We start from the raw sequence: 22,725 nt of genomic DNA, 5'->3' as shown, positions 1-22,725 counted from the left end.
ATATCATGAAAACAACAGGGATGCGAATGGTGCAAAAATCCATCCATTTTCTGCAATTTGGTGCAGCAAAAGGGGCAGCTCCCCTTTCTTATATAAAAATAGGGCTGCCGCCGCAGCGACAGCCCCATGTAAAATTACGGCAGTGAACGCATCTGACCCAGAGGCCAGAAGATGACACTGGCTTTGCCCTTGACCAGGCTCAGGTCTACGAAGCCCACATCCTGGAAGCGGCTGTCTTCCGAATTGTTCCGGTTGTCGCCCATGACGAAGATGTGTCCCTGGGGCACCGTCATTTTGGGAAGGTTGGTGTGGAAGGGTTCCCGGATGTAGCTTTCATCGATGGCTTCCCCGTTCACCAGGGTCTTCCCGTCCCTGATCTCGATGGTGTCCCCGCCCACAGCGATGACCCGTTTGATGAAGTCACGCCGGGTGTCGCTGGGATACTTGAAGACGATGATCTCGCCTCTTCTGGGCTGGCGGGTATAGTACACCAGCTTGTTCACCAGCAGCCGCTCCCGGTCCTGCAGGGTGTTCATCATGGAAGGCCCGGACACCATATAGGGTTCCACCAGGAAAGTCCGGATCCCGAAAGCTAGGACTACGGCCACGATGATGGAAATCAGCCAGTCACTGACGGTATCCTGCCAGGAATCCGACTTCTTGTTTTCGCTCATAGTTCTCTCCTTCACAGAAAAAAGGCAGTTGCCGGAGCAACTGCCTGATTCGTCCGGATTAGCGGCGTTCTTTGATACGAGCAGCTTTACCGGTCAGTTTACGCAGATAGTACAGTTTGGCTCTGCGCACCACACCTCTGTGAGATACAACGATCTTTTCCAGACGCGGGGAATGTACAGGGAACATCCGTTCTACGCCAACACCGGAAGCAACACGGCGAACGGTGAACATTTCCCGTACACCAGCACCACTCCGTGCAATGCAAACGCCTTCAAACATCTGAACACGTTCACGAGAACCTTCGACAACCTTTACATAAACCTTCAGGGTATCGCCAGGACGGAATTCAGGAATGTCGGAACGCAGCTGTTCCTTTTCAATTGCTTCAATTACGTTCATTTATAATTTCCTCCTCAGAATCCAAGACGTTCATGTCTAGCCACGTGCTAACAGCGGACCGCCCGTTAATGCATACGCTGTATTATACCATACAGCCGGTTCCCAGTGCAACCAGAAAGCCGGGGATTTTCCCTTACTTCTTTTCTGCCCGGGAGTTCTCTTTTTCTTCTTCTTTCATGGCCAGGAACAGCCTGCCATCCCCCTTCTGCCACTGCATCTGCCGCAGCAGCTCCGGGCGATGGTGGAAGGTTGCCCGCAGGGCTTCCTTCCGCCGCCACTGGTCGATTTTTGCGTGGTCTCCGGAGAGCAGGATCTCCGGTACGGTTTTGCCCTGATACTCTACAGGACGGGTATACTGAGGATATTCCAGCAGGCTGTGGTGGAACGAATCTTCCTCTGCACTGACCTGTTTGCCCAGTACACCGGGGATGAACCGGGCAACGGCGTCCATAACGCACAGAGCCGGCAGCTCCCCCCCTGTGAGCACGAAATCACCGATGGAAAGCCGGAGATCAGCCTCCATCAGGATCCGTTCATCGAAACCTTCGTAATGGCCGCACAGGAAGATCAGGTCCCGGCCACTTTTGGCCAGTCCGCAGATCCGTTCCTGCTGCAGCTGTTCCCCCACGGGGGTCATGGCAGCCACCAGTGCCCCGGGAGCCAGTTCCCGGGCCCGGTCCAGGGCAGCCAGGCAGGTCTGGGGCTTCAGCACCATGCCGGCTCCGCCGCCACAGGTGGTATCATCCACACTGCGGTGCCGGTCCGTGGCATAATCCCGGGGATTGACGCACTGGACGCTGATCAGCCCCTCCTGGGCAGCCCGGCCCAGGATGCTTACGCTGCAGGCATTCTGGATCATTTCCGGAAATAAGGTGATAAACACAAATTTCATGGCTCAAATCCACTCCGGCAGCACAACGACGATTTCTTTCTTTTCCCAGTCAATCTTCCGGATGTTGTCTGCGATGGCCGCCACCAGGATGTCTTCTCCCTCCGGCGGGGCAATGACGAATACATCCGTAGATCCGGGGCTGTACACATCCTTCAGGGTCCCGATGGGTTCCCCCTCCGGTGTGACAGCGGCAAAACCCAGGATATCCCGGACATAGAACTGGCCTTCGGGCAGAGGGGGCAATTCTTCAGGACGCAGGACGATGGTCCGGCCCCGGAGGGTTTCCGCATCATTCATGGTATCGATGCTCTCCACCTTCATCAGGTATACGTTCTTATGCTGGCGCAGGCTCACAACCGTGAATTCCCGGCCGTTGTCCAGGGTGATTTTCTTCAGTTTGGCGTACCGCTCCGGATGGTCCGTTTGCGGCATGATGCGAAATTCGCCCCGCACGCCATGCGGGGCGACAATTTTGCCAATCACGATATGCTGTTCCATAGGCTTACGCTCTGAAACCAATCACTTTGCCGTCCTCTACGACGATTTCGGCACCCATGAGAGATTCCAGGTCGCTGCCGACGGTAATCTCTACAGAACGTTCCAGTGTACCATGACCGACTTCACTGCCAATTTCCAGGTTCTCAGCCCGTTCCAGTTTGTCTTTCAACTCCTGGAGCGCACGGCCGCGCTGCGCTTTTTCGTACTCGATCTGCTCCTGGAGAGCCCGAGTTGCGTCAGGCCCTGCAGCGGCCTGTTCATTCAGAGCCCGTTTGGCATTGAACTGGAATTGTTCAAAATCCAGTTCAGCAGCCTGGACTTGCCGTTTCATATCTGCAATGATCTTGGCTTTCAGGTCATCAGTGACCTTGGCCTTGATGACTACAGGCACCCGAACGATCATTTTATCCATGGTAACCACCTTTAATCGATATCTACGATGACTTTTACATTTTCGCGGGTAGCAGCTGCTTTCATCACCAGACGGATGGCCTTGGCAATGCGGCCTTGTTTGCCGATCACTTTACCCATATCTTCAGGTGCCACGTGGAGTTTGAGAATCACGGAAGAACCGTTTTTCTCTTCCTCCACCTGTACCTCGGAGGGATTATTCACGATAGCCTTAGCAATCACTTCAACTATCTCTTTCATAGTCGTCCTCCTTATTTTGCTGCCTTTTCGCCAGCCAGTTTAGCCATCAGGCCCTGCTTGCTGAACATGGAGCGAACCGTATCAGTCGGTTGTGCCCCCTTCTTCATCCAGGACAGAGCTTTTTCTTCATCGATGGTAACCACAGCGGGGTCAACGGTAGAATCGTAGGTCCCTACAGTTTCGATGAAACGGCCGTCACGCGGAGCGCGTTCGTCAGCAACAACGATACGATAGAAAGGGCTCTTTTTGGCACCCATACGTTTCAGACGGATTTTAACTGCCACAACATTCACCTCCTTCAAATGGAATGATTTATTGCATGAAAGGCAGCTTGAATCTGCCCTTCCGTGCATACTTGTTCATACCCTGCATGGTCTTCATGAGTTTCTTGCTCTCTTCGAACTGCTTCAGCAGCCGGTTCACATCCTGCACCCGCTGACCACAGCCGGCTGCAATCCGTTTCCGCCGGGATCCGTTGATGATCCGGGGATTCTGACGCTCCTGGGGGGTCATGGAGTAGATGATGGCTTCCAGGCGGCGGACTTCCTTACCGTCCAGATCCACCCCTTCCAGCTGTTTGGCAAATTTTCCCATGCCGGGGATCATGCTGAGAATGGATTCCAGGGACCCCAGTTTTTTGACCTGTTTCATCTGATCCAGGAACATATCCAGGGTGAATTCATTCTTTTTCATGGACTCGGCCATTTTCTTGGCAGAATCCATATCGATGGCTTCCTGTGCTTTTTCGATCAGGGAGAGAACATCCCCCATGCCCAGGATCCGGGAAGCCATCCGGTCCGGGTAGAAAGGCTGCAGGGCATCCAGTTTTTCGCCCATCCCCACGAACTTCACCGGGCAGTTGGTAACGGCCTTCACGCTGAGCACGGCACCGCCACGGGCGTCGCCATCCAGTTTCGTGACTACCAGCCCCGTAATGCCCAGGGCTTTGTTGAAGGAATCGGCTACCGTAACGGCATCCTGACCGGTCATGGCATCCACCACCAGCAGGATTTCGTCCGGATGGACCGCTGCTTTCATCTCTTTCAGTTCGTTCATCAGCGTCTCGTCCACGTGCAGGCGGCCGGCGGTATCGATGAGCACCGTGTCACACAGCAGGGCATTGGCCCGTTTCAGAGACTCTTTCGCGATTTCCACAGGAGAAACCTGATCTCCCATGGTGAACACCGGCATATCCAGCTGCTTGCCGATCACTTCCAGCTGGGTGATGGCGGCGGGCCGGTACACATCCCCTGCCACCATCAGTGGCTTCTTGCCGTTCTTCCGCAGGTAGTTGGCCAGCTTGCCCACCGTGGTGGTCTTACCGGCGCCCTGCAGCCCCACCAGCATGATCACCGTGGGAGGATTGGCTGCCGTGTTCAGTTTGCTTTGGGTCCCGCCCAGAAGTTCAATCAGTTCTTCATGGACGATCTTCACGATATATTGGCCGGGAGTCAGGTTGGGGTCCACTTGCTGGCCCATGGCCCGCTCCTTGATCTTTGCAGTAAATTCCTTGACGACCTTGAAGTTCACATCCGCTTCCAGCAGTGCCAGCCGCACTTCCCGCAGGGTTTCTTTCAGGTCCTGCTCGGATACGGTCTTCTGGCCCCGCAGTTTCTGGATGGCGGCCGTCAGTTTGTCAGTTAGGATTTCAAAAGCCATAATTACCTGCTTTCGTCTATGATGCTTCTCAGGATCTCTTCCACCTTCCCCAGGCGGGGATCGGTACTGTCACTGGTACGACAGGCCTCCAGGAGCTTGACGGCTCCCCTCAGCTTGAACTGTCTTTCCTGTTCCTGGTGCAGCAGGTGGAGTTTGTCTTCGTATTTTTCCAGGGTCTGTTCCACCCTGCGCAACAGATCATAGACCGCCTGGCGGCTGGTTTGGGTGTTCTCCGCGATTTCCCCCAGTGAAAGGTCATCGTAGAAATACTGTTCCATGATGTTCTGCTGTTTCTCCGTCAGCAGCCCGCCATAAATGGCAAAGAGCTGGCCGAACCGGATCCGTTTCTCAAATCCATCATCCTGCATGAATATCACCGGGAGTTATTGTACTATAAACGCAAAACCCTGTCAAGGATTTTTCCTTGACAGGGTGAAATTTAATGGCTAAAACAGACTTTCCTGCTCCGGTCCCCGTTTTCGGGGTTTCTTTTCCTTTTTTTCCTGCACCGGTTTCAGAGAAAACAGATCCTGGTCCCCATACATGACTTTTTTCTGGAGCTGCAGGTCTTCTTTCTCCCAGCGGACGGCGTGCCGGGTATACTTTTTCAGCAGCCGGGATTCCGGACGCTTTTCCTTGTTCAGATTGATCAGGTCGTAGGCCTCGGTGATCATCCGGCCCAGCACGGAATTGACCCCGTTGGGAGTACTTTCCCGGACCACCTCCTGATACTCCCGGAGCAGTTCCGGGTCGTCCTGGATGAACAGGAACACCTGATCCACAATCCGGCGGGTGAATCGGGTCAGCACCTTCTTTCCCAGCTGCTCGGCTTTCAAATCGCTGGCCACGTTCCTCACCTCTTCTGCAAATGCTTGGCTGCCTGGACCTTCAGACGCTTTACGGTGGCGGTGATGTCATCCGCCCCCAGGATACCGCTGATCATGGCACAGCCTGCAGCGCCCTGGTCCAGAACCTGTCCATACTGGGCTTCATGGATGCCGCCAATGCCCACCACAGGAATCCGGACAGCTTCCACCACCTGACGGAACACTCCAGGCGCCAGCACGGAAGCATTCTTCTTGCTGCCGGTAGGATACAAGGCGCCCACACCCAGGTAATCGGCCCCTTTTCGCTGGGCTTCCAGAGCCTCTTCCACATTGTGGGCAGAAATGCCGATGATTTTTTCCCGGTCCAGGACAGCCCGGGCCCTCTCGATGGCCTCATCCTCCTGTCCCAGGTGGACCCCGTCGGCGTCCAGGGCTCTGGCCACCTCCACCTGATCATCGATCAGGAACGGAACCTGGTACTTCCGGCACAGAGCCTGCACCTTCCGGCCCTCCTCCAGCAGTTCCTGGAAAGAAGCATCCTTTTCCCGCAGCTGCAGCAGGGTAACACCGGCCTTCAGGGCCTCCTCGATGGCGGCATAGAAATCCCGTCCCCGGAGGCAGTGCCGGTCCGTTACCAGATACACACTCAAATCAAATTTTTTCATGGTCTCACTTCCAGTCAGCCATCCGGTACAGATCCACGAAATGATGGATGGGACCGTGGCCATGGCCCACCGCCAGTCCGTTCTGGATGCCCAGGGCCACATAGGCCTTGGCCTTTTCCACCGCTTCCGGCAGGGTGAGCCCTTTGGCCAGTTCACAGGCCAGGGCCGAAGACAGACTGCAGCCCGTGCCATGGGTATTGGGGTTGTTGGATCGCTTGCCGGTGAACCACTTGCCCTGGAGCCAGTTGCCCTCTCCCGGATACAGCAGATAATCGTCCGCCGTCTCCGTCAGATGGCCGCCTTTCAGCAGCACGGCTTTGGCCCCCTGCTGGCAGATGACAGCCGCAGCCTGCTCCATTTCCTTCTGGCTTTGAATGGTCAGACCGGACAGTACTTCCCCCTCCTGCATGTTGGGGGTAATCAGCGTGGCCAGAGGCAGCAGTTGTTCCTGCAGATCCTTCCGTGCATCCTTTTCCAGCAGATAGGCGCCGGAGGTGGCCACCATCACCGGATCCACCACCAGCACTCTGGGCTTGTACTGGCGCATTTTCCGGGCAATGGCCCGGATTACCGGCGAAGTGGAAACCATCCCCACTTTCACCCCATCCACCCGGATGTCGGAGAATACTGCATCGATCTGGGCTTCCACCACTTCCGGATCGATATTCTGGATGGCCGTGACCCCGGTGGTATTCTGGGCCGTCACAGCCGTGATCACACTCATCCCATAGCAGCCATGGGCGGCAAAGGTCTTCAGGTCAGCCTGGATTCCCGCTCCACCGGAAGAATCCGAGCCGGCAATGGTCAAAAGATGAAGCATACACATTCCCTTCCTTTTGGAAAGGGAGCTGTGCAACATCCCACAGCTCCCTTCTCTTCTACAAGTCAATCACCAGCCCCTGGTGCTTATTTCAGTTTTTTCACCATTTCCACCACATGGTCCACAGTGAACCCGAACTTTTCGTACACCACCTTGCCCGGGGCCGAAGCACCGAACCGGTTGATTCCCAGCACTCTGTCCTCGCTGCCGGTATAGCGGGCCCATCCCGTGGTCACGCCGGCTTCCAGGGCGATGGTCGGGATATCCTTCGGCAGGACCTTCTTCTTGTAGGAATCACTCTGTTTTTCGAATACATCCCAGCTGGGCATGGACACCACCTGGACCCCGATCTTCTTTTCGTCCAGTGCCTTCTGGGCAGCCAGGGCCAGATGCACTTCGCTGCCAGTGGCAATGAGGGTGGCCTTCACCTTGTCTCTGGGAGAGGGGCTCAGCACATACGCACCTTTGGCAGCGCCTTTGGCGATGACTTTTTCGTACGCATGGAGTACAGGCATCCCCTGCCGGGTCAGCAGCAGGCAGGTGGGCTGTTTGCGGTTTTCGCAGGCCGCTTTCCAGGCCACAGCCGTTTCCAGGGCATCCGCCGGACGGAATACGGAAACATTGGGGATCAGCCGCAGGCTCATGGCCTGTTCGATGGGTTCGTGGGTCGGTCCGTCTTCTCCGACGAAGATGCTGTCGTGGGTATAGACGAACACGCTGCCGATACCCATCAGAGCTGCCATCCGCACCGCTGGCCGCATGAAATCAGCGAATACCAGGAACGTGGCCCCGAAGGGGATGATGCCGCCGTGGAGGCACAGGCCGTTGACGATGCAGCCCATGGCATGTTCCCGGATACCGAAGTGGATGTTCCGGCCGGCAGGGTCTTCGGCCGAGAAGAATCCCTTGCCCTTCATTTCCGTCTTGTTGGAGGGACCCAGATCGGCACTGCCGCCGATCAGGGCAGGCACCTTGTCAGCCAGCAGCTGCAGCAGGGTACCGGAAGCGGCACGGGTGGCCACGGAATCTGTATCTTTGAAAGCCTTCAGCAGTTCTTTCAGGTCCAGGTCCAGTTTCCCGTCCAGACGGTCAGCAAATTCCCGGCCCAGTTCCGGATAGGCCTTGCCGTACTCTTCCACCAGCTTGTTCCAGTCCGCTTCGTTCTTCTGGCACTGGGGCAGTTTGTCGGCAAAATGCTTTTTCACTTCTTCCGGCACCACAAAAGACTGGCTGCCGTCCCAACCGGCGGCTTCCTTGGTTTTGGCCACGTTTTCCACACCCAGGGGTTCGCCGTGGGCGCTGGCCATATCCTGACGGGGACTGCCGAACCCGATGTGGGTCTTCACAATGATCAGGGACGGTTTTTTCGTCTCTTTCTTGGCGGCTTCCACTGCTTCGGTCAGGGCTTCCACATCTTCGGAGGACCCTACCCGCAGCACTTGCCAGCCATAGGCTTTGAAGCGGGCCCCTACGTCTTCCCGGAAGGCGATGTCCGTGCTGCCTTCAATGGTGATCTTGTTGTCATCATACAGGAAGATCAGTTTGCCCAGGCCCAGGGTGCCGGCCAGGGAAGCGGCTTCGGAAGCCACCCCTTCCATCTGGTCCCCATCAGAAGTGATGCCATAGGTGTAATGGTCGACGATGTCATAGCCTTCCTTGTTGTAGCGGGCAGCCAGCATCCGTTCGGCCATGGCCATGCCTACCGCCATGGCAAAGCCGTGGCCCAGCGGGCCGGTGGAAACATCCACACCGGGGGTCACGCCGTATTCCGGATGACCGGGCGTCTTGCTGCCCCATTGCCGGAAATTCTTCAGGTCGTCCAGGCTCAGGTCATAGCCGGCCACGTGGAGCATGGCATACAGCAGGGCACTGCCGTGGCCCGGGGACAGGATGAACCGGTCCCGGTTGAACCAGTTGGGATTTTCGGGATTGTATTTCATGAACCGGTCCCACAGGGTATACATCAGGGGTGCCGTGCCCAGCGGCAGGCCGGGATGGCCGGAATTGGCCGCCTGCACCTCATCGATGGATAAAAAACGCAGGGTGTTGATGCTTTCCGTATCAATATTTTTCATGAAAAAAGTTCCCTCCATAACGGTCGAAAAAATAGTATGCACAATCATTCAGTTTGATTATAGGCTATTTGGGTGGGTAAAGCAAGAAAAAGGGGTTGTGGAAAAGCATTTTTCCCGCCTCGGCCCCGTCTCTGCTTCCGGGGTTCGAAACCATGGACTATCCCTGCTTTCTCAAAATCAGCAGGATGCTCCCCACCACAATCAGCGCCCCGCCCACCCAGGAATACAGGCTCAGCTGCTCGCCCCACAGCAGGTATCCGGCCAGGATGTGGAACAGGATGCCTGTGTACATCACGAAGTTCATGATGGTGGGATGGATGTGGGTGCAGCTCCAGGTCAGAGATACCTGTCCCAGAAGGGCCGAGGCAGCCAGTTCCACGATCCAGAGCCATTCCGTCCCCCGGGGCCATACCGCCTGCCCTCCGGCCATGAGCACAAGACCTCCCAGCATGCTGTACACCTGGAAATAGTACACCAGCTCTGTCTGGGAATGGCCGCCCCGCTCCGTCAGCCGGCCGATGCACACATAGGCAGCTGCCGCAAACAGAGCCGACAGGATGCCGAAGATGGCGAACACATTGAAGGAACTGAAATTCCAGACCTGGAGGACGATGGCCGCCCCAGCCGCAATCATGACCAGCCAGGGCACCACATTCTGTCCCAGCTTCGCTTTCAGGAACAGGGGCGACAGGAGGCACATGAAGAACGCCGACAGCTGGGTCAGGATCTCCGCATCCCCCAGTTTCAGGCCCTGCAGGCAGTAAAAGAAAAACAGCAGGCAGGCGCATCCGAAAAAGCCCCGCAGATGGAGCAGCAGCCGGTCTTTGCCTGAAAACACAGGCAGGCCCTCCCGTCGGGCCAAAAGGGGCAGGGCCAGCAGCCCCAGCAGGCCCCGGAAGAACGTGATTTCCCCGGTTCCCAGATGGATCAGTGTCTTGGCCCCCACATCCATGGTCGTAAAGAAAAAGGCCGCCAGCATGGAAGCCAGGATGCCTTTGGTGGTAGTTGATAATCCCATGAAAGCCTCCTTGTGCGCGAAAATTGATTCTATTATAGCATAAGGGAGCTGTGATGAAATCATCCACAGCTCCCTTAGTCGCCAGCGTGAGCTGGCTTCCACCGGCTAGTGACTCGTGACTAGTGACCAGTGACTATTTTTTTTGCTTGTTCCTTTTTGGCGTTGGCTTCGGAGATGATTTTCTCCGCCAGTTTAGGCGGTACATCTTCGTAATGGTCGAATTTCATTTCGAAGGAACCGGTCCCCTGGGTCAAAGCCCGCAGATCCACCGCGTAATCCAGGATCTCTGCATAGGGGATCTGGGCCTTTACACAGGCCCGTCCATCGCCTTCTGTCTGCATACCCAGGATCCGTCCCCGCTTGCTGTTCAGATCAGAGATGATATCCCCGGTGGTCCGTTCATCGCAGTATACATCCAGGTTGTAGTACGGTTCCATCAATACCGGCTTGGATTGTTCCGCTGCTTTCTGGAAGGCCATGTGAGAGGCTACCTTGAAAGCCATTTCCGAGGAGTCCACCGTATGGTAGGACCCATCCAGCAGGGTGATTTTCAGGTCCACCACCGGATACCCGGCCAGGATGCCGTGTTCCATGGATTCCTTCATGCCTTTTTCCACCGCCGGGATGTACTGCCGGGGTACAGCGCCGCCGAAGATCTTATCTTCAAAGACAAACCCGGTGCCTGGCGGCAGCGGTTCCATCCGGATGACCACATCGCCGTACTGGCCATGGCCACCAGTCTGTTTCTTGTACTTGCCTTCCACTTCTGCAGAACCACGGATGGTTTCCCGGTATTCCACCATGGGCGGCCGCAGCACCGCTTCTACGCCGAATTTCCGTTTCATCCGTTCCATGAGGATTTCCAGATGCTGGTCCCCCATGCCGCTAATCAGGGTTTCCTTGGTCACCGGATTCCGACTGACGATGAAGGTGGGATCCTCATCCATCAGCTTGCCCAGGGCCGATGCAATCTTGTCTTCGTCCCCCTTCTTTTTGGGAGAAATGGCCCGGCTGTACATGGGCAGCGGGTATTCAATCGGTGCAAACTGCACCGGTGCATTCTTGTCGCTCAGGGTATCGCCGGTCATGGTGAACTGCAGGCGGGAAATCACCCCGATATCTCCGGCCACGATGGCTTTCATGGGAATCTGGCTCTTGCCCCGCAAGGTACAGATGGCCCCCACTTTTTCCACTTCATCCCGGCTGGAATTGTATACCGTGCTGTCCGCCTTGATGCTGCCGGAGAACACCCGTACGAAACTCATCCGTCCCACAAAAGGATCGGAGGTGGTCTTGAACACCAGGGCCGCCATAGGAGCATTGGTATCGCGCCGCACGGTTTCGCCGGTCTTCAGATCCTTCACATGGTATTCGTTCAAGACAGCCGGGAAGGTGTAGTCCACAATGGCAGACAGGGTCCGGCCCAGGCCGATGTTCTTAAAGGCACTGCCGCACAGCACAGGGAAGATGATTCCCTGCCGGATTCCCTTGATCAGGCAGCCCATCACTTCCTCATCGGAGACAGTTTCCCCTTCCAGGTATTTTTCCATGATGTCGTCATCGGCTTCCACCGCAGCTTCCACCATCTTGTCGTGGGCATCCTGCACCCAGTCTTTCAGTTCAGCCGGCACTTCGATTTCGTCCGCCCCATTGCCGTTGCCCTTGTAGGCTTTCTGGTTGAACACATCGATGACGCCACAGAAGTTCTCTTCCTTACCCAAAGGCAGTTCCAGAGGCAGGATCCGCTTGCCGATCTTGGCACGCAGGTTGTCCAGGATGTTGTCATAATCGGCGTTTTCCCGATCCATCTTGTTCACGAAGATCAGTCGGGGCAGGCCGGCTTCTTCCGCCAGTTTCCAGCACTGTTCTGTGCCGATCTGCACACCGCTGGTGGCGCTGACCACGATCAGCACGCTGTCCACAGCCCGGAACGCACCCTTCACTTCCGCCACGAAATCGGCGAAACCCGGGGTATCGATGAAGTTGATCTTTACATCCCGCCATTCTACAGGGGCCAGGGTTGCGCTGACAGAGACACCTCTTTTGATTTCCTCCGGTTCAAAGTCCGTCGTAGTCTGGCCATCTTCCACTTTACACATCCGGCTGATGGCACCACTGCGATACAGCAGGGCCTCCGTCAGAGAAGTGGTCCCTGCGCCGCCGTGCCCTACGATTGCCACGTTTCTGATTTTATCACCTGTATACTCTTTCACTGTACAGCCCCCTTTGATCTGTAGTTTTTTTGCTGAAGGCACACTCCCTGGAGAAGCTGCCATTTTTACCCGATGGTACTCTTTTTCGGGAAACAGGGCTGGTTTTCCTGCTTTTGCCAGAAAATTTTCTGTTTTCCCGCAAAAGAAAAAGGAATGTGTAACGATAGATACACATTCCTTTGCATTTCTTTATTTAGCAGCCAGCATCAGCTGGCTTCCTTTGGCTAGTGACTAGTAACTAGAAACTAGTGACTGCTTCAGAGCTCACGCATTGAAGATCCGCTCGAATCGGCCGTCGAACTGGGTCGTAGCGGCCGCCTGTTCCACCTCTCTGGCGATCTGGGGATCGTTCATGGCCCATTGGGCTGCCTTCCGGGCTTCCACCAGAGTATCCGTATCCCGCAGAATATCCGCAATATACAGATCCGACAGTCCGTGCTGCCGCAGCCCGAAGAACTGGCCGGCCCCCCGGAGCTCCAGGTCCTTTTCAGCCAGCAGGAATCCGTCGCTGCAGTTGCGCATAATCTGCAGCCGTTCCAGGGTCACCGGGTTGGTGGACGAGGTGAGCAGCACGCAGTAGGACTGGGCACTGCCCCGGCCCACACGGCCCCGCAGCTGGTGCATCTGGGCCAGGCCGAACCGGTCCGCTCCCTCAATGATCATCAAGGTGGCGTTGGGCACGTTCACCCCCACTTCCACCACTGTGGTGGTGATCAGCACCTTCGTCTCGTTTCTGGCGAAGCTTTCCATCACCGCGTCCTTTTCCTCCGGTTTCAGCCGGCCGTGGAGCAGCCCGCAGGGGATGCCCTTCAGATAGCCATGGGTCAGTTCGTCATACAGGTCAGAAGCCGCCCTGGCATCTACCCCCTCGCTTTCTTCGATGAGCGGGCATACCACATAGGCCTGGTGTCCCTCCTGGACCTGGTGGATCAGTCCCTTGTACACGGCGGCCCGTTTCTCCTCTGTATAGCACAGGGTCTGCACCGGTTTCCGTCCCGGCGGCATGCCCTTCATCAGCGACACGTCCAGATCCCCGTACACAGTCAGGGCCAGGGTCCGTGGAATGGGTGTGGCCGTCATGATGAGCACGTGGGGCGCATACTGGCTCTTGTCCTGCAGTTTCGCCCGCTGGGCCACCCCAAACCGGTGCTGCTCGTCCGTGATGGCAAGGGCCAGGGAATGGAACACCACCGCATCCTGGATCAGGGCATAGGTCCCCACCACCGCCTGGATGGAACCATCCGCCAGCCCTTCCAGCACCTCCCGCCGTCGTTTGGCCGTGAGCCCGCCGGTGAGGAGCGCCGTACGGATGCCTGCCGGTTCCAGGACCTTCTGCATTTCCTGGTAATGCTGTTCCGCCAGGATTTCCGTAGGAGCCATCAGGCATCCCTGGTACCCGTTTTCCACCGCCTTGGCCAGGGCCAGCATGGCCAGAGCCGTCTTGCCGCTGCCCACGTCCCCCTGCACCAGCCGGTTCATAGGTTCCGGACTCTGCATATCGTCGTCGATCTCCTGCCAGGCCTTTTTCTGGCTGTCCGTCAGAGCAAAGCCCAACTGGCTGCGCACCCTGTCCACCAGCTTTCCGCTGCGGGCCATCTTGATGCCCCGGCTGTCCCGCTTGATTTCCACCCGGTGGTGCAGCAGGCCGCACTGCAGGAAGAACAGTTCCTCGAAAATGAACCTCTGCCGGGCCTTTTCCAGCAGTTCCTGGCTTTTGGGAAAATGGATGTTCTCCAGGGCCTCCAGCCGGGGCAGAAAATGTTTGGCCCGCAGCAGCGGTGCCGGCAGGCATTCCGGAAGCTCCTTCCGAGCCAGTGCCAGGGCCTGCCGTACAGCGCTGCGCACATTGTTCTGGGTCAAACTGCCGGACAGGGCATAGGTGGGCAGGATGCCCGGAGCTTCCGCCTTCTCATCCTTCACATGGGACAAACTGGCCGCCGTGACGCTTTTGGCCGTGCGTCCCAGGTTCACCTTACCGATGACGAATACCTCATCCCCCGTATGGTACACCCGGGTCATGTAAGTCTGAGCCCCGAACAGGACGATTTCTGCAAAGCCGGTACCATCCCCCACTGTAATGGTGGCATATTTCATGTTCCGCATGCTCCGCCGGTTGTTCAGCCGCACGATGGATCCCCTGAACAGCTGCATGGAGCCGTCCGTGGTCAGTTCGTCAATGGTCTTTACATGGGAATAATCCAGGTAGCATCCCTGCCGGGGAAAATGGTTCAGCAGATCACCGATGGTCACAACGTTGATGTTTTCAAATTCCAGGGCCTTTTTGGGCCCGATGCCTTTGAGTTTGGTAACTGGTTCCTGCCACCACATGTTGAATTTCTCCTTTTCTCGTAGTTTTTCACTTGCAATTATAAACTCTTTTGTGTTAAAATAGCTACATTGGTTTTAAAAATTTAGCATTGCCTTATAACTTGAAGGAGGTGGGACCATGGCATGCATCTGTGAAATCTGCAACAAAGGTGAGCTGTCCGGTAACAACGTCAGCCATTCCAATAGACATGTAAAACGTTCTTGGAAACCTAACGTTCAAAAGGTTAAAGCGGTGGTAGACGGTGAAGTGAAGAGCATCAACGTGTGCACTCGCTGCTTACGTTCCGGCAAGGTAACCCGCGCCATCTAAGCTTATAGGTTACGGAATAGAAAAAGCCTGCTGCTTTGTGCAGCGGGCTTTTTTGGTATGCGGGAATCAGGGGCTGTAAAAAAATACTTCACAGCTCAGTCACTAGTCTCTAGCCACTAGTCAGCAGCCGGACGTATGACAAAAACGGGAGGTGCAGTTCCGCACCTCCCGTTTTTCACACCTTCGCCCCGCAGAACGGACAGAACGCCGCATTTTTCGGCAGCGCCGCCTTGCAATGGGGACAGATCCGCCGGTCCAGGTAAGCCTGGGCCTTTTCCTCGAACAGGGCCACGAATGCGTCTGTTTCCTTGTTCTGGGGCTTCAGGCTGTACACCTCGATCCGCTTTTTATGGATGTCCACGATCACCGTGCAGCCGCCCTCCGCCGGCTGCACCGCAAACACGATCTCCTTCCGCTTGGGTTTGCCGAACAAAAACGTCTTTTCCCCGGTAAGCAGGGACCCGTTCAGCAGCATGCCGGCGTCGTCCTGCGTCTCCACGTCCACGTTCATCTCCCGGCACACCTGCAGGCCCAGTTGCCAGGCCACTTCCGGCGCCAGCTCGTAGTCATTCTCCACGAAGCTGCCGCCACTGCCATTCACGTGCATGATTTTCCCTCCTGCCGTCAGTTCAGGGTCACCGTAAGACAAACATCCTTACCGGCCGAAACCGGTCCCTGAGTGCCTTTTTCCAGCTTGCCCACCTTGTCCCCGTTGGTGATCACAAGGGGCGTGGACAGGTCGCAGCCTTTGGCCGTCAGTGCCGCCATATCAAACGTCAGCAGCACCTGGCCTGCCTTCACCTTGTCCCCGGTCTTCACTTTGGCCGCAAAGCCCTGGCCCTGCTGTTCCACGGTGTTCAGGCCGATATGGAGCAGGATTTCCAGGCCATGTTCCTCCGTCAGTGCAATGGCATGGGCGGTATCCGGCACATAACTGATCACCCCGTCGCAGGGTGCCACCAGTTCCCCCGTTTCAGGCAGGAAGGCCACCCCGTCCCCCAGCATCTTCTGGGCAAAGGCCTGGTCCTTCACCTGTTCCAGGAGAATCAGATTCCCGGTCACCGGTGCCACCAGCTGTACTTTCGTTTTTCTAAAAAAGAATCCCATTGGGAAGTACCTCACTTTTTTTGAACTATCTTATTTATTGTAACATGAAAAGGGAGCTGTGACAAAAATCACAGCTCCCTTCATTTAGCCACTGACCACTAACCACTAATCACTTGGCCTTGCTTATTTCAGGCAGGCTTTCCGGGACAGGTTCATGCGGCCTTTGGAATCGATTTCCACCAGTTTGACCACGATTTCATCGCCCACATTGACCACGTCTTCCACTTTGGCAACCCGTTCCTTCGCCAGTTGGGAAATATGGACCAGTCCTTCCCGACCGGGCATGAATTCCACGAAAGCCCCAAAGTTCATGATCCGGGTCACTTTGCCTGTATAGACCTTGCCCACTTCCGGTTCTGCCGTAATGTCCTGGATGGTCTTGATGGCTGCATCTGCGGATTCGCTGTTGGCTGCGGCAATATAGACCGTCCCGTCATCATTGATGTCAATCTGGGCACCGGTATCTTCCACGATTTTCTTGATGACCTTGCCCCCAGGTCCGATGATGTCTTTGATCTTATCCGGATTCACCTTGATGGTGGTGATCTTGGGCGCATACTTTTTCAGCTGTTTGCGAGGCTCAGCAATGCATTCCAGCATCTTGTCCAGGATAAAGGCACGTCCCTTCTTGGCCTGTGCCAGAGCAGCCTGGAGGATATCCCGGGTCAGTCCGTCCACTTTGATATCCATCTGGATGGCCGTAATGCCCTTGGAGGTACCGGCCACCTTGAAGTCCATATCCCCATTGGCATCTTCCAGTCCCTGGATATCGGTCAGGATGGTGAAATTCTCTCCTTCTTTCACCAGCCCCATGGCCACGCCGGAAACAGGAGCCTTGATGGGAACCCCTGCATCCATCAGGGACAGGGTGCTTGCGCAAGTGCTGGCCATGGAAGAGGATCCATTGGATTCCAGGACTTCAGAGACAAGACGGATGGTGTACGGGAATTCTTCTTCGCTGGGAATCACCGGCAGCAGGGCCCGTTCAGCCAGGGCGCCATGGCCGATTTCCCGACGGCCCGGGCTGCGCAGGGGTTTCGTCTCCCCTACACAATACGGCGGGAAGTTATAATGGTGGATGTACCGTTTGGTCTGTTCAAACAGGCCGTCCAGGGTCTGTGCCTCCCGCAGGGGTGCCAGGGCCAGGCAGTTCAGCACCTGGGTCTGTCCACGGGTAAACAGGCTGCAGCCATGGGGACGGGCCAGCATACCCACTTCACAGCTGATGGGACGGACTTCATCCAGGGCACGGCCATCCGGACGGATCTTATCCACCGTAATGATATGGCGGAACACCCTTTTCACCAGTTTTGCCACCACATGGGCAATATCGATTTCGTTATCCGGGTAAAGTTCCGTAAAATGCGCCATGATTTCTTCTTTGGTTTCGCTGACCATTTTATCCCGGTGCAGCTTGTCCGGATCCATCAGTGCATCATGGATCTTCGGTTCCCCATACGCTTCGATTTCCCGGGCCAGGTCTTCAGGCGGCTGATAGGCTTCGAACTCCATCTTGGGTTTGCCCACTTCAGCCTGGATTTTTTCCTGGAATTCCACCAGTTTCTTGATTTCCCCATGGGCGAACCAGATGGCATCCAGCATCACGTCTTCAGAGACTTCCTTGGCGCCGGCTTCCACCATCAGGATCGCATCTTTGGTACCGGCCACAGCCAGGTTCAATTCGCTGACCTTGGCCTGTTCCACCGTAGGTTCCACAATGAACTGGCCATCGATCAGGCCCACCCGCACACCGGCGATGGGTCCTTCAAAGGGAATATCAGAAATGGACAGGGCGCAGGAAGCACCGATCATAGCCGGAATATCCGGAGCGTTGTCAGGATCCACAGATACAGCCGTTGCCACGATCTGCACATCGTTGTGATACCCATCCGGGAACATGGGGCGGATGGGACGGTCGATCAGCCGGGAAGTCAGGATGGCCGTTTCAGCCGGTCTGCCTTCTCTGCGCAGGAATCCTCCCGGAATCTTGCCCACTGCATACATCTTTTCTTCAAAGTCAACGGTCAGCGGGAAGAAATCCACTCCTTCTCTGGGGGTATCGGTACCCGTCACTGCAACCACCACAGCCGTTTCACCGTAGCGGACCAGAACAGCGCCGTTGGCCTGTTTGGCAATCTTACCAGTCTCGATGGTAAGGGTCCGGCCTCCGAATTCCGTACTAAAACTATGCATTCCTCTGCATCCTCCTTATATTTCACTCTTGACATTATGGGTAGATTATACTACACAGCGCCGGAAAAAGCTATAAAGACGGGGTGTGAAAAATAATTTTCACACCCCGTCTTCCATTGCGGATCACTGGTTTCCCGTTATTTCTTTTCCTGTTCTTCCAAAGCATCCTTCAACGTATGCCAGGCCAGGACCGCACATTTTACCCGGGCCGGCATATTGGAGATGTTCTTCAAAGCGATGGCATCGTCCAGTTCTTCCAGCTTGCTGTCATCGGTCTCTTCCCGCTTGATCATGGCCAGGAACAAGTCCACCAGACGCAGGGCTTCCTTCACGCTCTTGCCCTTGATCAGGTCGATCATGATATCCGTGGAAGCCTGGCTGATGGCACAGCCATGGCCCGTGTAGGCCGCATCCTTGATGATGCCGTTCTCGATATCCGCCTGCAGGGTGATGTCATCCCCGCAGCTGGGGTTATGGCCGTGTTCCTGCAGATTGTGGGGATCCAGCTCATGCTTGTTGGCCTGATCCTGGTTGTGTTCCAGGATAATGTCCGAATACAGCTGATTCATATCTTCCATCATAAACTCCCCTTTTGCATCAATCTTTGAAGCCCATGACTTTCCGGACTTCCGGCAGCTTGGACAGGAAGTAATCCACTTCTTCCAAGGTATTGTAGATATAGAAGCTGGCCCGGTTGGAAGCCTCTACATGGAGGTGGGCTCCCAGCGGCTGGGCACAGTGGTGGCCGCTGCGGATGGCGATGCCGTAGCTGTCCAGGATCGTAGCCGCGTCGTGGGGATGGACCCCGTCGATGGTAAAGGAGATGACCCCGGTCTTTTCCGTTTCATCGGTGGACCCCAGGATGTGGATGTGGGGCAGCTTCAGCATGCCTTCCAGGCACCGCTTCGTCAGCTCTTCCTCATGCTTCTCCACATTGTCCATGCCGATGGCTTCCAGGTAATCGATGGCTGCATGCAGGGCCACAGCCCCTTCCACGTTCTGGGAACCGGCTTCGAACTTGTAGGGCAGTTCGTTGAACGTGGTGGTCTGTTCCTGGACGTATTCGATCATGTCGCCGCCCAGCAGGAACGGTTCCATTTTCTCCAGCAGGGCTTTCTTGCCATACACCACGCCGGTGCCGGTAGACCCCAGCATCTTGTGGCCGGAAAATACGAAGAAGTCGCAGTCCAGAGCCTGTACATCCGTCTTCATATGAGGTACGGACTGGGCGCCGTCCACGATGGCGATGGCTCCCACTTTGTGGGCCCGGTCCACGATTTCCTGTACGGGCCGTTTCATGCCCAGCACGTTGCTGACGGCAGCAAAGGAAACGATCTTCGTCCGGTCGTCGATCTTGGCCAGATCTTCGTCCGTGAAGTGCCCGGTTTCATCCAGGTACATGTAGACCAGTTCGGCCCCGGTCTTCTGGCAGGCTCTCTGCCAGGGCACCAGGTTGGAATGGTGTTCAGAAATGGGGATTACCACTTTGTCGCCCTTGTGCAGATGGGTTTCCCCGTAGCTGCGGGCAATCAGGTTCAGCCCTTCCGTGGAGTTCCGCACGAAGATCACTTCTTCGAAGTGCCTGGCGTTGATGAACTTGCGGACGGCTTCCCGGGCTTCATCGTACACCTGGCCGGCTTCGATGGACAGCACATGGGCGCCCCGATGGGGGTTGCCATTATGATGTTCCAGAAAATCCACCATGGCGGCGATTACCTGGTAGGGTTTCTGGGTGGTGGCTGCGTTGTCGAAGTACACCAGCGGATGCCCATTATGGACTTTTTTCAAAATCGGAAAATCACTGCGAATATCCTTTAACATGGCCATCAGTTTCCTTTCCGGCCGACCTGTTGCATCTTGCTGCGTACAGCCTGGAGGGCCTTATCTTCCAAATCACTGTCACCCAGCTGGTCGATGACCGGCCGGATGTTGCTTTCCACGATAATCAGCTGGGCACCGGCTTCATCGAAGCCGCGGCTCATCAGATAGAACAGCATGTCCTGGTCGATCTGACCGGAGCTGGAAGCGTGGTTGCCGACCACATCATCTTCCTTGCACAGCAGCAGCGGTACGGAGATGGAGTGCACGCCCTTGTTCAGCAGCAGGCACACATCGGATTCATCCCCCACGGCCTTCTTGCCGCCCCGGAGGAAATCGATGGTTCCCCGGAAGTACTTCTTGCTGGTGCCCATCAGGGCGCCGGTGGTCAGGATGTTGGTCTTCGTCTTGCAGCCCTGGGTGGGTACCAGGTAGGAATAATCGAACAGCTGGTCCTTGTCGCCCAGATACATGGAAGCGCTGTCGAATTCCGCTTCGTCATGATCCAGCTTGGATACCACGTTCACCACCGTCTGGTGGCCGCCCACTTCAGCGCTGACGTATTTCACATTGGCTTCTTTGGCTTCCCGGGTGAGACGGGCATCGATGTGCCGTACCCGGTCGCCGTGGATCTGTACCTTGCTGATCTGCACCCGGGCGCCTTCCCCGGCATCCACGTATTGCAGCAGGTCCACCAGGCCATTTTCCGCATCCCCGTCGAACAGCTCGTACACATGTACCTGGCTGCCCTTGCCGGCGGTGACCTTCAGCTGGCCCACCAGCTGGGGTGCTGCTTCGCTCACCGTGTAGGTGATCCACACAGAGGCTTCCGCCCCGTCAGCCACCGTCACGGCGCAGTTCACATTGCCGCCCTTCAGGGTCCGGGCCAGGGATTCCTTGCTGGCTCCCTGGAAATCGCCCAGGTCGGGCAGGGCGTTCCCTTCATACTGCTTGGCTTCCACCTGGCCGTCGGTGCGGATGGCCAGTTCCACCGGTTTCAGTTCCGTCACCGGTTCCTGGTCCAGTTCCAGATGATTCACTTTCATCCAGCGGAAGGTGGGACGCGGCAGTTCGTTGAATTGTTCTTTGCTCATGTTCTCCGCCTCCCTCTTACATGGAACCTTTCAGTTCCAGATTGATCAGGTTGTTCATTTCTACGGCATATTCCAGAGGCAGGGCCTTGGAAACAGGTTCCACGAACCCGCGGACCAGCATGGCCCGTGCTTCATCCTCGCTGAGCCCGCGGCTCATCAGGTAGAAGATGGCTTCGTCGGAAATCCGGCCGATTTTGGCTTCGTGGCCCAGGTCTACATTGTCGTTCTTGATGACGATGGCCGGGATGGTATCGGACTGGGACTGTTCATCCAGCATCAGGGATTCGCAGCTGACGTTGGATTTGGATCCTTCGGCACATTCGTTCACGACCACGCTGCCCCGGTAGATGCACACGCCGCCGTCCTTGGAAATGGACTTGGAGTTGATGTTGCTGGTGGTATGGGGCGCGTTGTGCACCACCTTGGACCCGGTATCCAGGTACTGGCCCTTACCGGCGAAGGTCACGCCCGTGAATTCGCAGTGGGCGCCTTCCCCGTTCAGGATGCTCATGGGATACAGGCAGGAGGTGTGGGAACCGAAAGACCCGGTCACCCAGTTGATGGTGCCGTTCTTGCCCACGATGGCCCGTTTTGTGTTCATGTTGTACATGTTCTTGGACCAGTTTTCAATGGTGGAATAGGTCAGGGTGGCATCGTCGCCGATGAACAGTTCCACGGCTCCGGCATGCAGGTTGGCCACATTGTATTTCGGGGCGGAGCAGCCTTCGATGAAGTGCACCTTGGCCCCTTTTTCCACGATGATCATGGTGTGTTCGAACTGGCCGGCCCCCGGTGCGTTCAGCCGGAAATAGCTCTGCAGGGGGATGGACACATCCACCCCTTCCGGCACGTACACGAAGGAGCCGCCGGACCAGACTGCCCCGTGCAGGGCGGCGAACTTGTGATCCGTGGGCGGAATCAGTTTCATAAAATGCTTCCGCACGATGTCTTCATATTTCTTCACAGCGGTGTCAAAGTCCGTGTAGATGACACCCTGTTTCGTCAGTTCGTCCTGGATGCTGTGGTACACCACTTCGGAGTCGTACTGGGCGCCCACGCCAGCCAGGGATTTCTTTTCCGCTTCGGGGATGCCCAGGCGGTCAAAGGTATCTTTGATGTCGTCGGGCAGGTCGTTCCAGCTGGCGCTCATGCGGGCGTTGGGCCGTACGTACGTGACAATGTTGTCCATATCCAGGCCGCTGATGTCCGGGCCCCATTCCGGGTACGGCATCTGGTAATAGATGTCCAGCGCCTTCAGCCGGGCATCCAGCATCCATTTCGGTTCGTTTTTCTTGGCAGAGATTTCCCGCACCACGTCCGGCGTCAGGCCGGCATTGGTCTTGAATTCATGGGTGGAATCCTTCTTGAAGTCGTACATGTTGCTGAAGTCGGTCAGGGCATCGATCTTCTGCCGTTCACTCTGCAGTTTCTGCTCGTCCGCCTGGGTTTCCCGGGCGAATTCTGCTTTCTTGTCTTCCGTCAT

At 56.3% G+C, this 22,725-nt stretch carries 24 protein-coding genes; 1 reads left to right on the top strand and 23 read right to left on the bottom strand.

Annotation, left to right across the window (positions count from 1 at the left end; all coding sequences use genetic code 11):
• Positions 1-134 precede the first annotated feature (134 nt).
• The 16 genes from lepB to recG all read right to left on the bottom strand — a co-directional run bounded on the left by lepB (position 135) and on the right by recG (position 14,759).
• A complete protein-coding gene (gene lepB, locus BQ5462_RS04880) occupies positions 135-674 on the bottom strand; it encodes a signal peptidase I (RefSeq protein ID WP_071142297.1) in 540 nt (179 codons plus the stop codon).
• A 58-nt stretch (positions 675-732) separates the two neighbouring features.
• Complete coding sequence (rplS, locus tag BQ5462_RS04875; RefSeq protein ID WP_071142296.1) at positions 733-1,074, bottom strand: 50S ribosomal protein L19; 342 nt, start codon at positions 1,072-1,074, stop codon at positions 733-735.
• Positions 1,075-1,207: 133 nt separating this feature from the next.
• Entirely contained in the window at positions 1,208-1,966 is a 759-nt protein-coding gene (gene trmD / locus BQ5462_RS04870) for a tRNA (guanosine(37)-N1)-methyltransferase TrmD (protein WP_071142295.1), read from the bottom strand.
• 3 nt (positions 1,967-1,969) lie between these two features.
• Positions 1,970-2,464, bottom strand: a complete 495-nt coding sequence (rimM, locus tag BQ5462_RS04865) for a ribosome maturation factor RimM (protein ID WP_071142294.1) — start codon at positions 2,462-2,464, stop codon at positions 1,970-1,972.
• Between the two features lie 4 nt (positions 2,465-2,468).
• Positions 2,469-2,876, bottom strand: coding sequence for a YlqD family protein (locus tag BQ5462_RS04860; protein WP_071142293.1), 408 nt, complete (start codon positions 2,874-2,876; stop codon positions 2,469-2,471).
• A gap of 11 nt (positions 2,877-2,887) precedes the next feature.
• Positions 2,888-3,115 carry a KH domain-containing protein gene (locus BQ5462_RS04855; RefSeq protein ID WP_071142292.1) on the bottom strand — a complete coding sequence of 76 codons (228 nt, stop codon included), beginning with the start codon at positions 3,113-3,115 and terminating at the stop codon, positions 2,888-2,890.
• Positions 3,116-3,126: 11 nt separating this feature from the next.
• The gene (rpsP, locus tag BQ5462_RS04850) at positions 3,127-3,399 is read right to left on the bottom strand and encodes a 30S ribosomal protein S16 (protein WP_012937860.1); all 273 of its coding nucleotides are present in this window, start codon (positions 3,397-3,399) and stop codon (positions 3,127-3,129) included.
• Positions 3,400-3,427: 28 nt separating this feature from the next.
• Complete coding sequence (ffh, locus tag BQ5462_RS04845; RefSeq protein ID WP_071142291.1) at positions 3,428-4,774, bottom strand: signal recognition particle protein; 1,347 nt, start codon at positions 4,772-4,774, stop codon at positions 3,428-3,430.
• A 2-nt stretch (positions 4,775-4,776) separates the two neighbouring features.
• Positions 4,777-5,142, bottom strand: a complete 366-nt coding sequence (gene ylxM, locus BQ5462_RS04840) for a YlxM family DNA-binding protein (RefSeq protein ID WP_071142290.1) — start codon at positions 5,140-5,142, stop codon at positions 4,777-4,779.
• 78 nt (positions 5,143-5,220) lie between these two features.
• The gene (locus tag BQ5462_RS04835) at positions 5,221-5,622 is read right to left on the bottom strand and encodes a hypothetical protein (RefSeq protein WP_071142289.1); all 402 of its coding nucleotides are present in this window, start codon (positions 5,620-5,622) and stop codon (positions 5,221-5,223) included.
• A gap of 5 nt (positions 5,623-5,627) precedes the next feature.
• A complete protein-coding gene (thiE, locus tag BQ5462_RS04830; protein ID WP_071142288.1) occupies positions 5,628-6,266 on the bottom strand; it encodes a thiamine phosphate synthase in 639 nt (212 codons plus the stop codon).
• A 4-nt stretch (positions 6,267-6,270) separates the two neighbouring features.
• On the bottom strand, positions 6,271-7,086 hold the full coding sequence (gene thiD, locus BQ5462_RS04825; RefSeq protein ID WP_071142287.1) for a bifunctional hydroxymethylpyrimidine kinase/phosphomethylpyrimidine kinase: 816 nt from the start codon (positions 7,084-7,086) through the stop codon (positions 6,271-6,273).
• Positions 7,087-7,172: 86 nt separating this feature from the next.
• Positions 7,173-9,161: a transketolase gene (gene tkt / locus BQ5462_RS04820; RefSeq protein WP_071142286.1), complete on the bottom strand. Its 1,989-nt coding sequence runs from the start codon at positions 9,159-9,161 to the stop codon at positions 7,173-7,175.
• Between the two features lie 157 nt (positions 9,162-9,318).
• A complete protein-coding gene (locus BQ5462_RS04815; protein WP_071142285.1) occupies positions 9,319-10,179 on the bottom strand; it encodes a DMT family transporter in 861 nt (286 codons plus the stop codon).
• Between the two features lie 119 nt (positions 10,180-10,298).
• Complete coding sequence (fusA, locus tag BQ5462_RS04810) at positions 10,299-12,392, bottom strand: elongation factor G (protein WP_071142284.1); 2,094 nt, start codon at positions 12,390-12,392, stop codon at positions 10,299-10,301.
• 264 nt (positions 12,393-12,656) lie between these two features.
• Positions 12,657-14,759, bottom strand: a complete 2,103-nt coding sequence (gene recG / locus BQ5462_RS04805) for an ATP-dependent DNA helicase RecG (RefSeq protein ID WP_268873080.1) — start codon at positions 14,757-14,759, stop codon at positions 12,657-12,659.
• 79 nt (positions 14,760-14,838) lie between these two features.
• Here recG and rpmB point away from each other — a divergent pair, with 79 nt between their 5' ends.
• A complete protein-coding gene (gene rpmB / locus BQ5462_RS04800) occupies positions 14,839-15,030 on the top strand; it encodes a 50S ribosomal protein L28 (protein ID WP_012937850.1) in 192 nt (63 codons plus the stop codon).
• 175 nt (positions 15,031-15,205) lie between these two features.
• Here the strand turns inward: rpmB and BQ5462_RS04795 are convergent, their stop codons facing one another.
• The 7 genes from BQ5462_RS04795 to sufB form a co-directional block, all read right to left on the bottom strand.
• Positions 15,206-15,637, bottom strand: coding sequence for a zinc-ribbon domain-containing protein (locus BQ5462_RS04795; protein WP_071142282.1), 432 nt, complete (start codon positions 15,635-15,637; stop codon positions 15,206-15,208).
• Positions 15,638-15,654: 17 nt separating this feature from the next.
• Positions 15,655-16,137, bottom strand: coding sequence for a PTS sugar transporter subunit IIA (locus BQ5462_RS04790; RefSeq protein ID WP_071142281.1), 483 nt, complete (start codon positions 16,135-16,137; stop codon positions 15,655-15,657).
• Positions 16,138-16,260: 123 nt separating this feature from the next.
• Positions 16,261-18,330 carry a polyribonucleotide nucleotidyltransferase gene (locus BQ5462_RS04785; RefSeq protein ID WP_071142280.1) on the bottom strand — a complete coding sequence of 690 codons (2,070 nt, stop codon included), beginning with the start codon at positions 18,328-18,330 and terminating at the stop codon, positions 16,261-16,263.
• A gap of 137 nt (positions 18,331-18,467) precedes the next feature.
• Positions 18,468-18,908 carry a Fe-S cluster assembly sulfur transfer protein SufU gene (gene sufU, locus BQ5462_RS04780; protein ID WP_071142279.1) on the bottom strand — a complete coding sequence of 147 codons (441 nt, stop codon included), beginning with the start codon at positions 18,906-18,908 and terminating at the stop codon, positions 18,468-18,470.
• Between the two features lie 19 nt (positions 18,909-18,927).
• Entirely contained in the window at positions 18,928-20,157 is a 1,230-nt protein-coding gene (locus BQ5462_RS04775) for an aminotransferase class V-fold PLP-dependent enzyme (RefSeq protein WP_071142278.1), read from the bottom strand.
• On the bottom strand, positions 20,157-21,242 hold the full coding sequence (locus tag BQ5462_RS04770; RefSeq protein WP_071142277.1) for a SufB/SufD family protein: 1,086 nt from the start codon (positions 21,240-21,242) through the stop codon (positions 20,157-20,159). Before BQ5462_RS04770 ends, BQ5462_RS04775 begins: the two co-directional genes overlap by 1 nt.
• A 16-nt stretch (positions 21,243-21,258) precedes the next feature.
• Entirely contained in the window at positions 21,259-22,725 is a 1,467-nt protein-coding gene (gene sufB, locus BQ5462_RS04765; protein WP_071142276.1) for a Fe-S cluster assembly protein SufB, read from the bottom strand.

The organism is Acidaminococcus timonensis (assembly GCF_900106585.1).
GTDB lineage: Bacteria > Bacillota > Negativicutes > Acidaminococcales > Acidaminococcaceae > Acidaminococcus > Acidaminococcus timonensis.
This window is presented reverse-complemented; position numbering and strand designations above follow the sequence as displayed.

Excerpts from the sequence above, each read along its gene's own strand:
- rpmB (WP_012937850.1), top strand. The coding sequence starts at position 14,839 with ATGGCATGCATCTGTGAAATCTGCAACAAAGGTGAGCTGTCCGGTAAC.
- BQ5462_RS04860 (WP_071142293.1), bottom strand. The coding sequence starts at position 2,876 with ATGGATAAAATGATCGTTCGGGTGCCTGTAGTCATCAAGGCCAAGGTC.
- rimM (WP_071142294.1), bottom strand. The coding sequence starts at position 2,464 with ATGGAACAGCATATCGTGATTGGCAAAATTGTCGCCCCGCATGGCGTG.
- sufU (WP_071142279.1), bottom strand. The coding sequence starts at position 18,908 with ATGGAAGATATGAATCAGCTGTATTCGGACATTATCCTGGAACACAAC.
- BQ5462_RS04795 (WP_071142282.1), bottom strand. The coding sequence starts at position 15,637 with ATGCACGTGAATGGCAGTGGCGGCAGCTTCGTGGAGAATGACTACGAG.
- BQ5462_RS04815 (WP_071142285.1), bottom strand. The coding sequence starts at position 10,179 with ATGGGATTATCAACTACCACCAAAGGCATCCTGGCTTCCATGCTGGCG.
- lepB (WP_071142297.1), bottom strand. The coding sequence starts at position 674 with ATGAGCGAAAACAAGAAGTCGGATTCCTGGCAGGATACCGTCAGTGAC.
- BQ5462_RS04785 (WP_071142280.1), bottom strand. The coding sequence starts at position 18,330 with ATGCATAGTTTTAGTACGGAATTCGGAGGCCGGACCCTTACCATCGAG.
- sufB (WP_071142276.1), bottom strand. The coding sequence starts at position 22,725 with ATGACGGAAGACAAGAAAGCAGAATTCGCCCGGGAAACCCAGGCGGAC.
- rplS (WP_071142296.1), bottom strand. The coding sequence starts at position 1,074 with ATGAACGTAATTGAAGCAATTGAAAAGGAACAGCTGCGTTCCGACATT.
- trmD (WP_071142295.1), bottom strand. The coding sequence starts at position 1,966 with ATGAAATTTGTGTTTATCACCTTATTTCCGGAAATGATCCAGAATGCC.
- ylxM (WP_071142290.1), bottom strand. The coding sequence starts at position 5,142 with ATGCAGGATGATGGATTTGAGAAACGGATCCGGTTCGGCCAGCTCTTT.
- BQ5462_RS04855 (WP_071142292.1), bottom strand. The coding sequence starts at position 3,115 with ATGAAAGAGATAGTTGAAGTGATTGCTAAGGCTATCGTGAATAATCCC.
- thiD (WP_071142287.1), bottom strand. The coding sequence starts at position 7,086 with ATGCTTCATCTTTTGACCATTGCCGGCTCGGATTCTTCCGGTGGAGCG.
- BQ5462_RS04775 (WP_071142278.1), bottom strand. The coding sequence starts at position 20,157 with ATGGCCATGTTAAAGGATATTCGCAGTGATTTTCCGATTTTGAAAAAA.
- BQ5462_RS04770 (WP_071142277.1), bottom strand. The coding sequence starts at position 21,242 with ATGAGCAAAGAACAATTCAACGAACTGCCGCGTCCCACCTTCCGCTGG.
- thiE (WP_071142288.1), bottom strand. The coding sequence starts at position 6,266 with ATGAAAAAATTTGATTTGAGTGTGTATCTGGTAACGGACCGGCACTGC.
- ffh (WP_071142291.1), bottom strand. The coding sequence starts at position 4,774 with ATGGCTTTTGAAATCCTAACTGACAAACTGACGGCCGCCATCCAGAAA.
- tkt (WP_071142286.1), bottom strand. The coding sequence starts at position 9,161 with ATGAAAAATATTGATACGGAAAGCATCAACACCCTGCGTTTTTTATCC.
- BQ5462_RS04790 (WP_071142281.1), bottom strand. The coding sequence starts at position 16,137 with ATGGGATTCTTTTTTAGAAAAACGAAAGTACAGCTGGTGGCACCGGTG.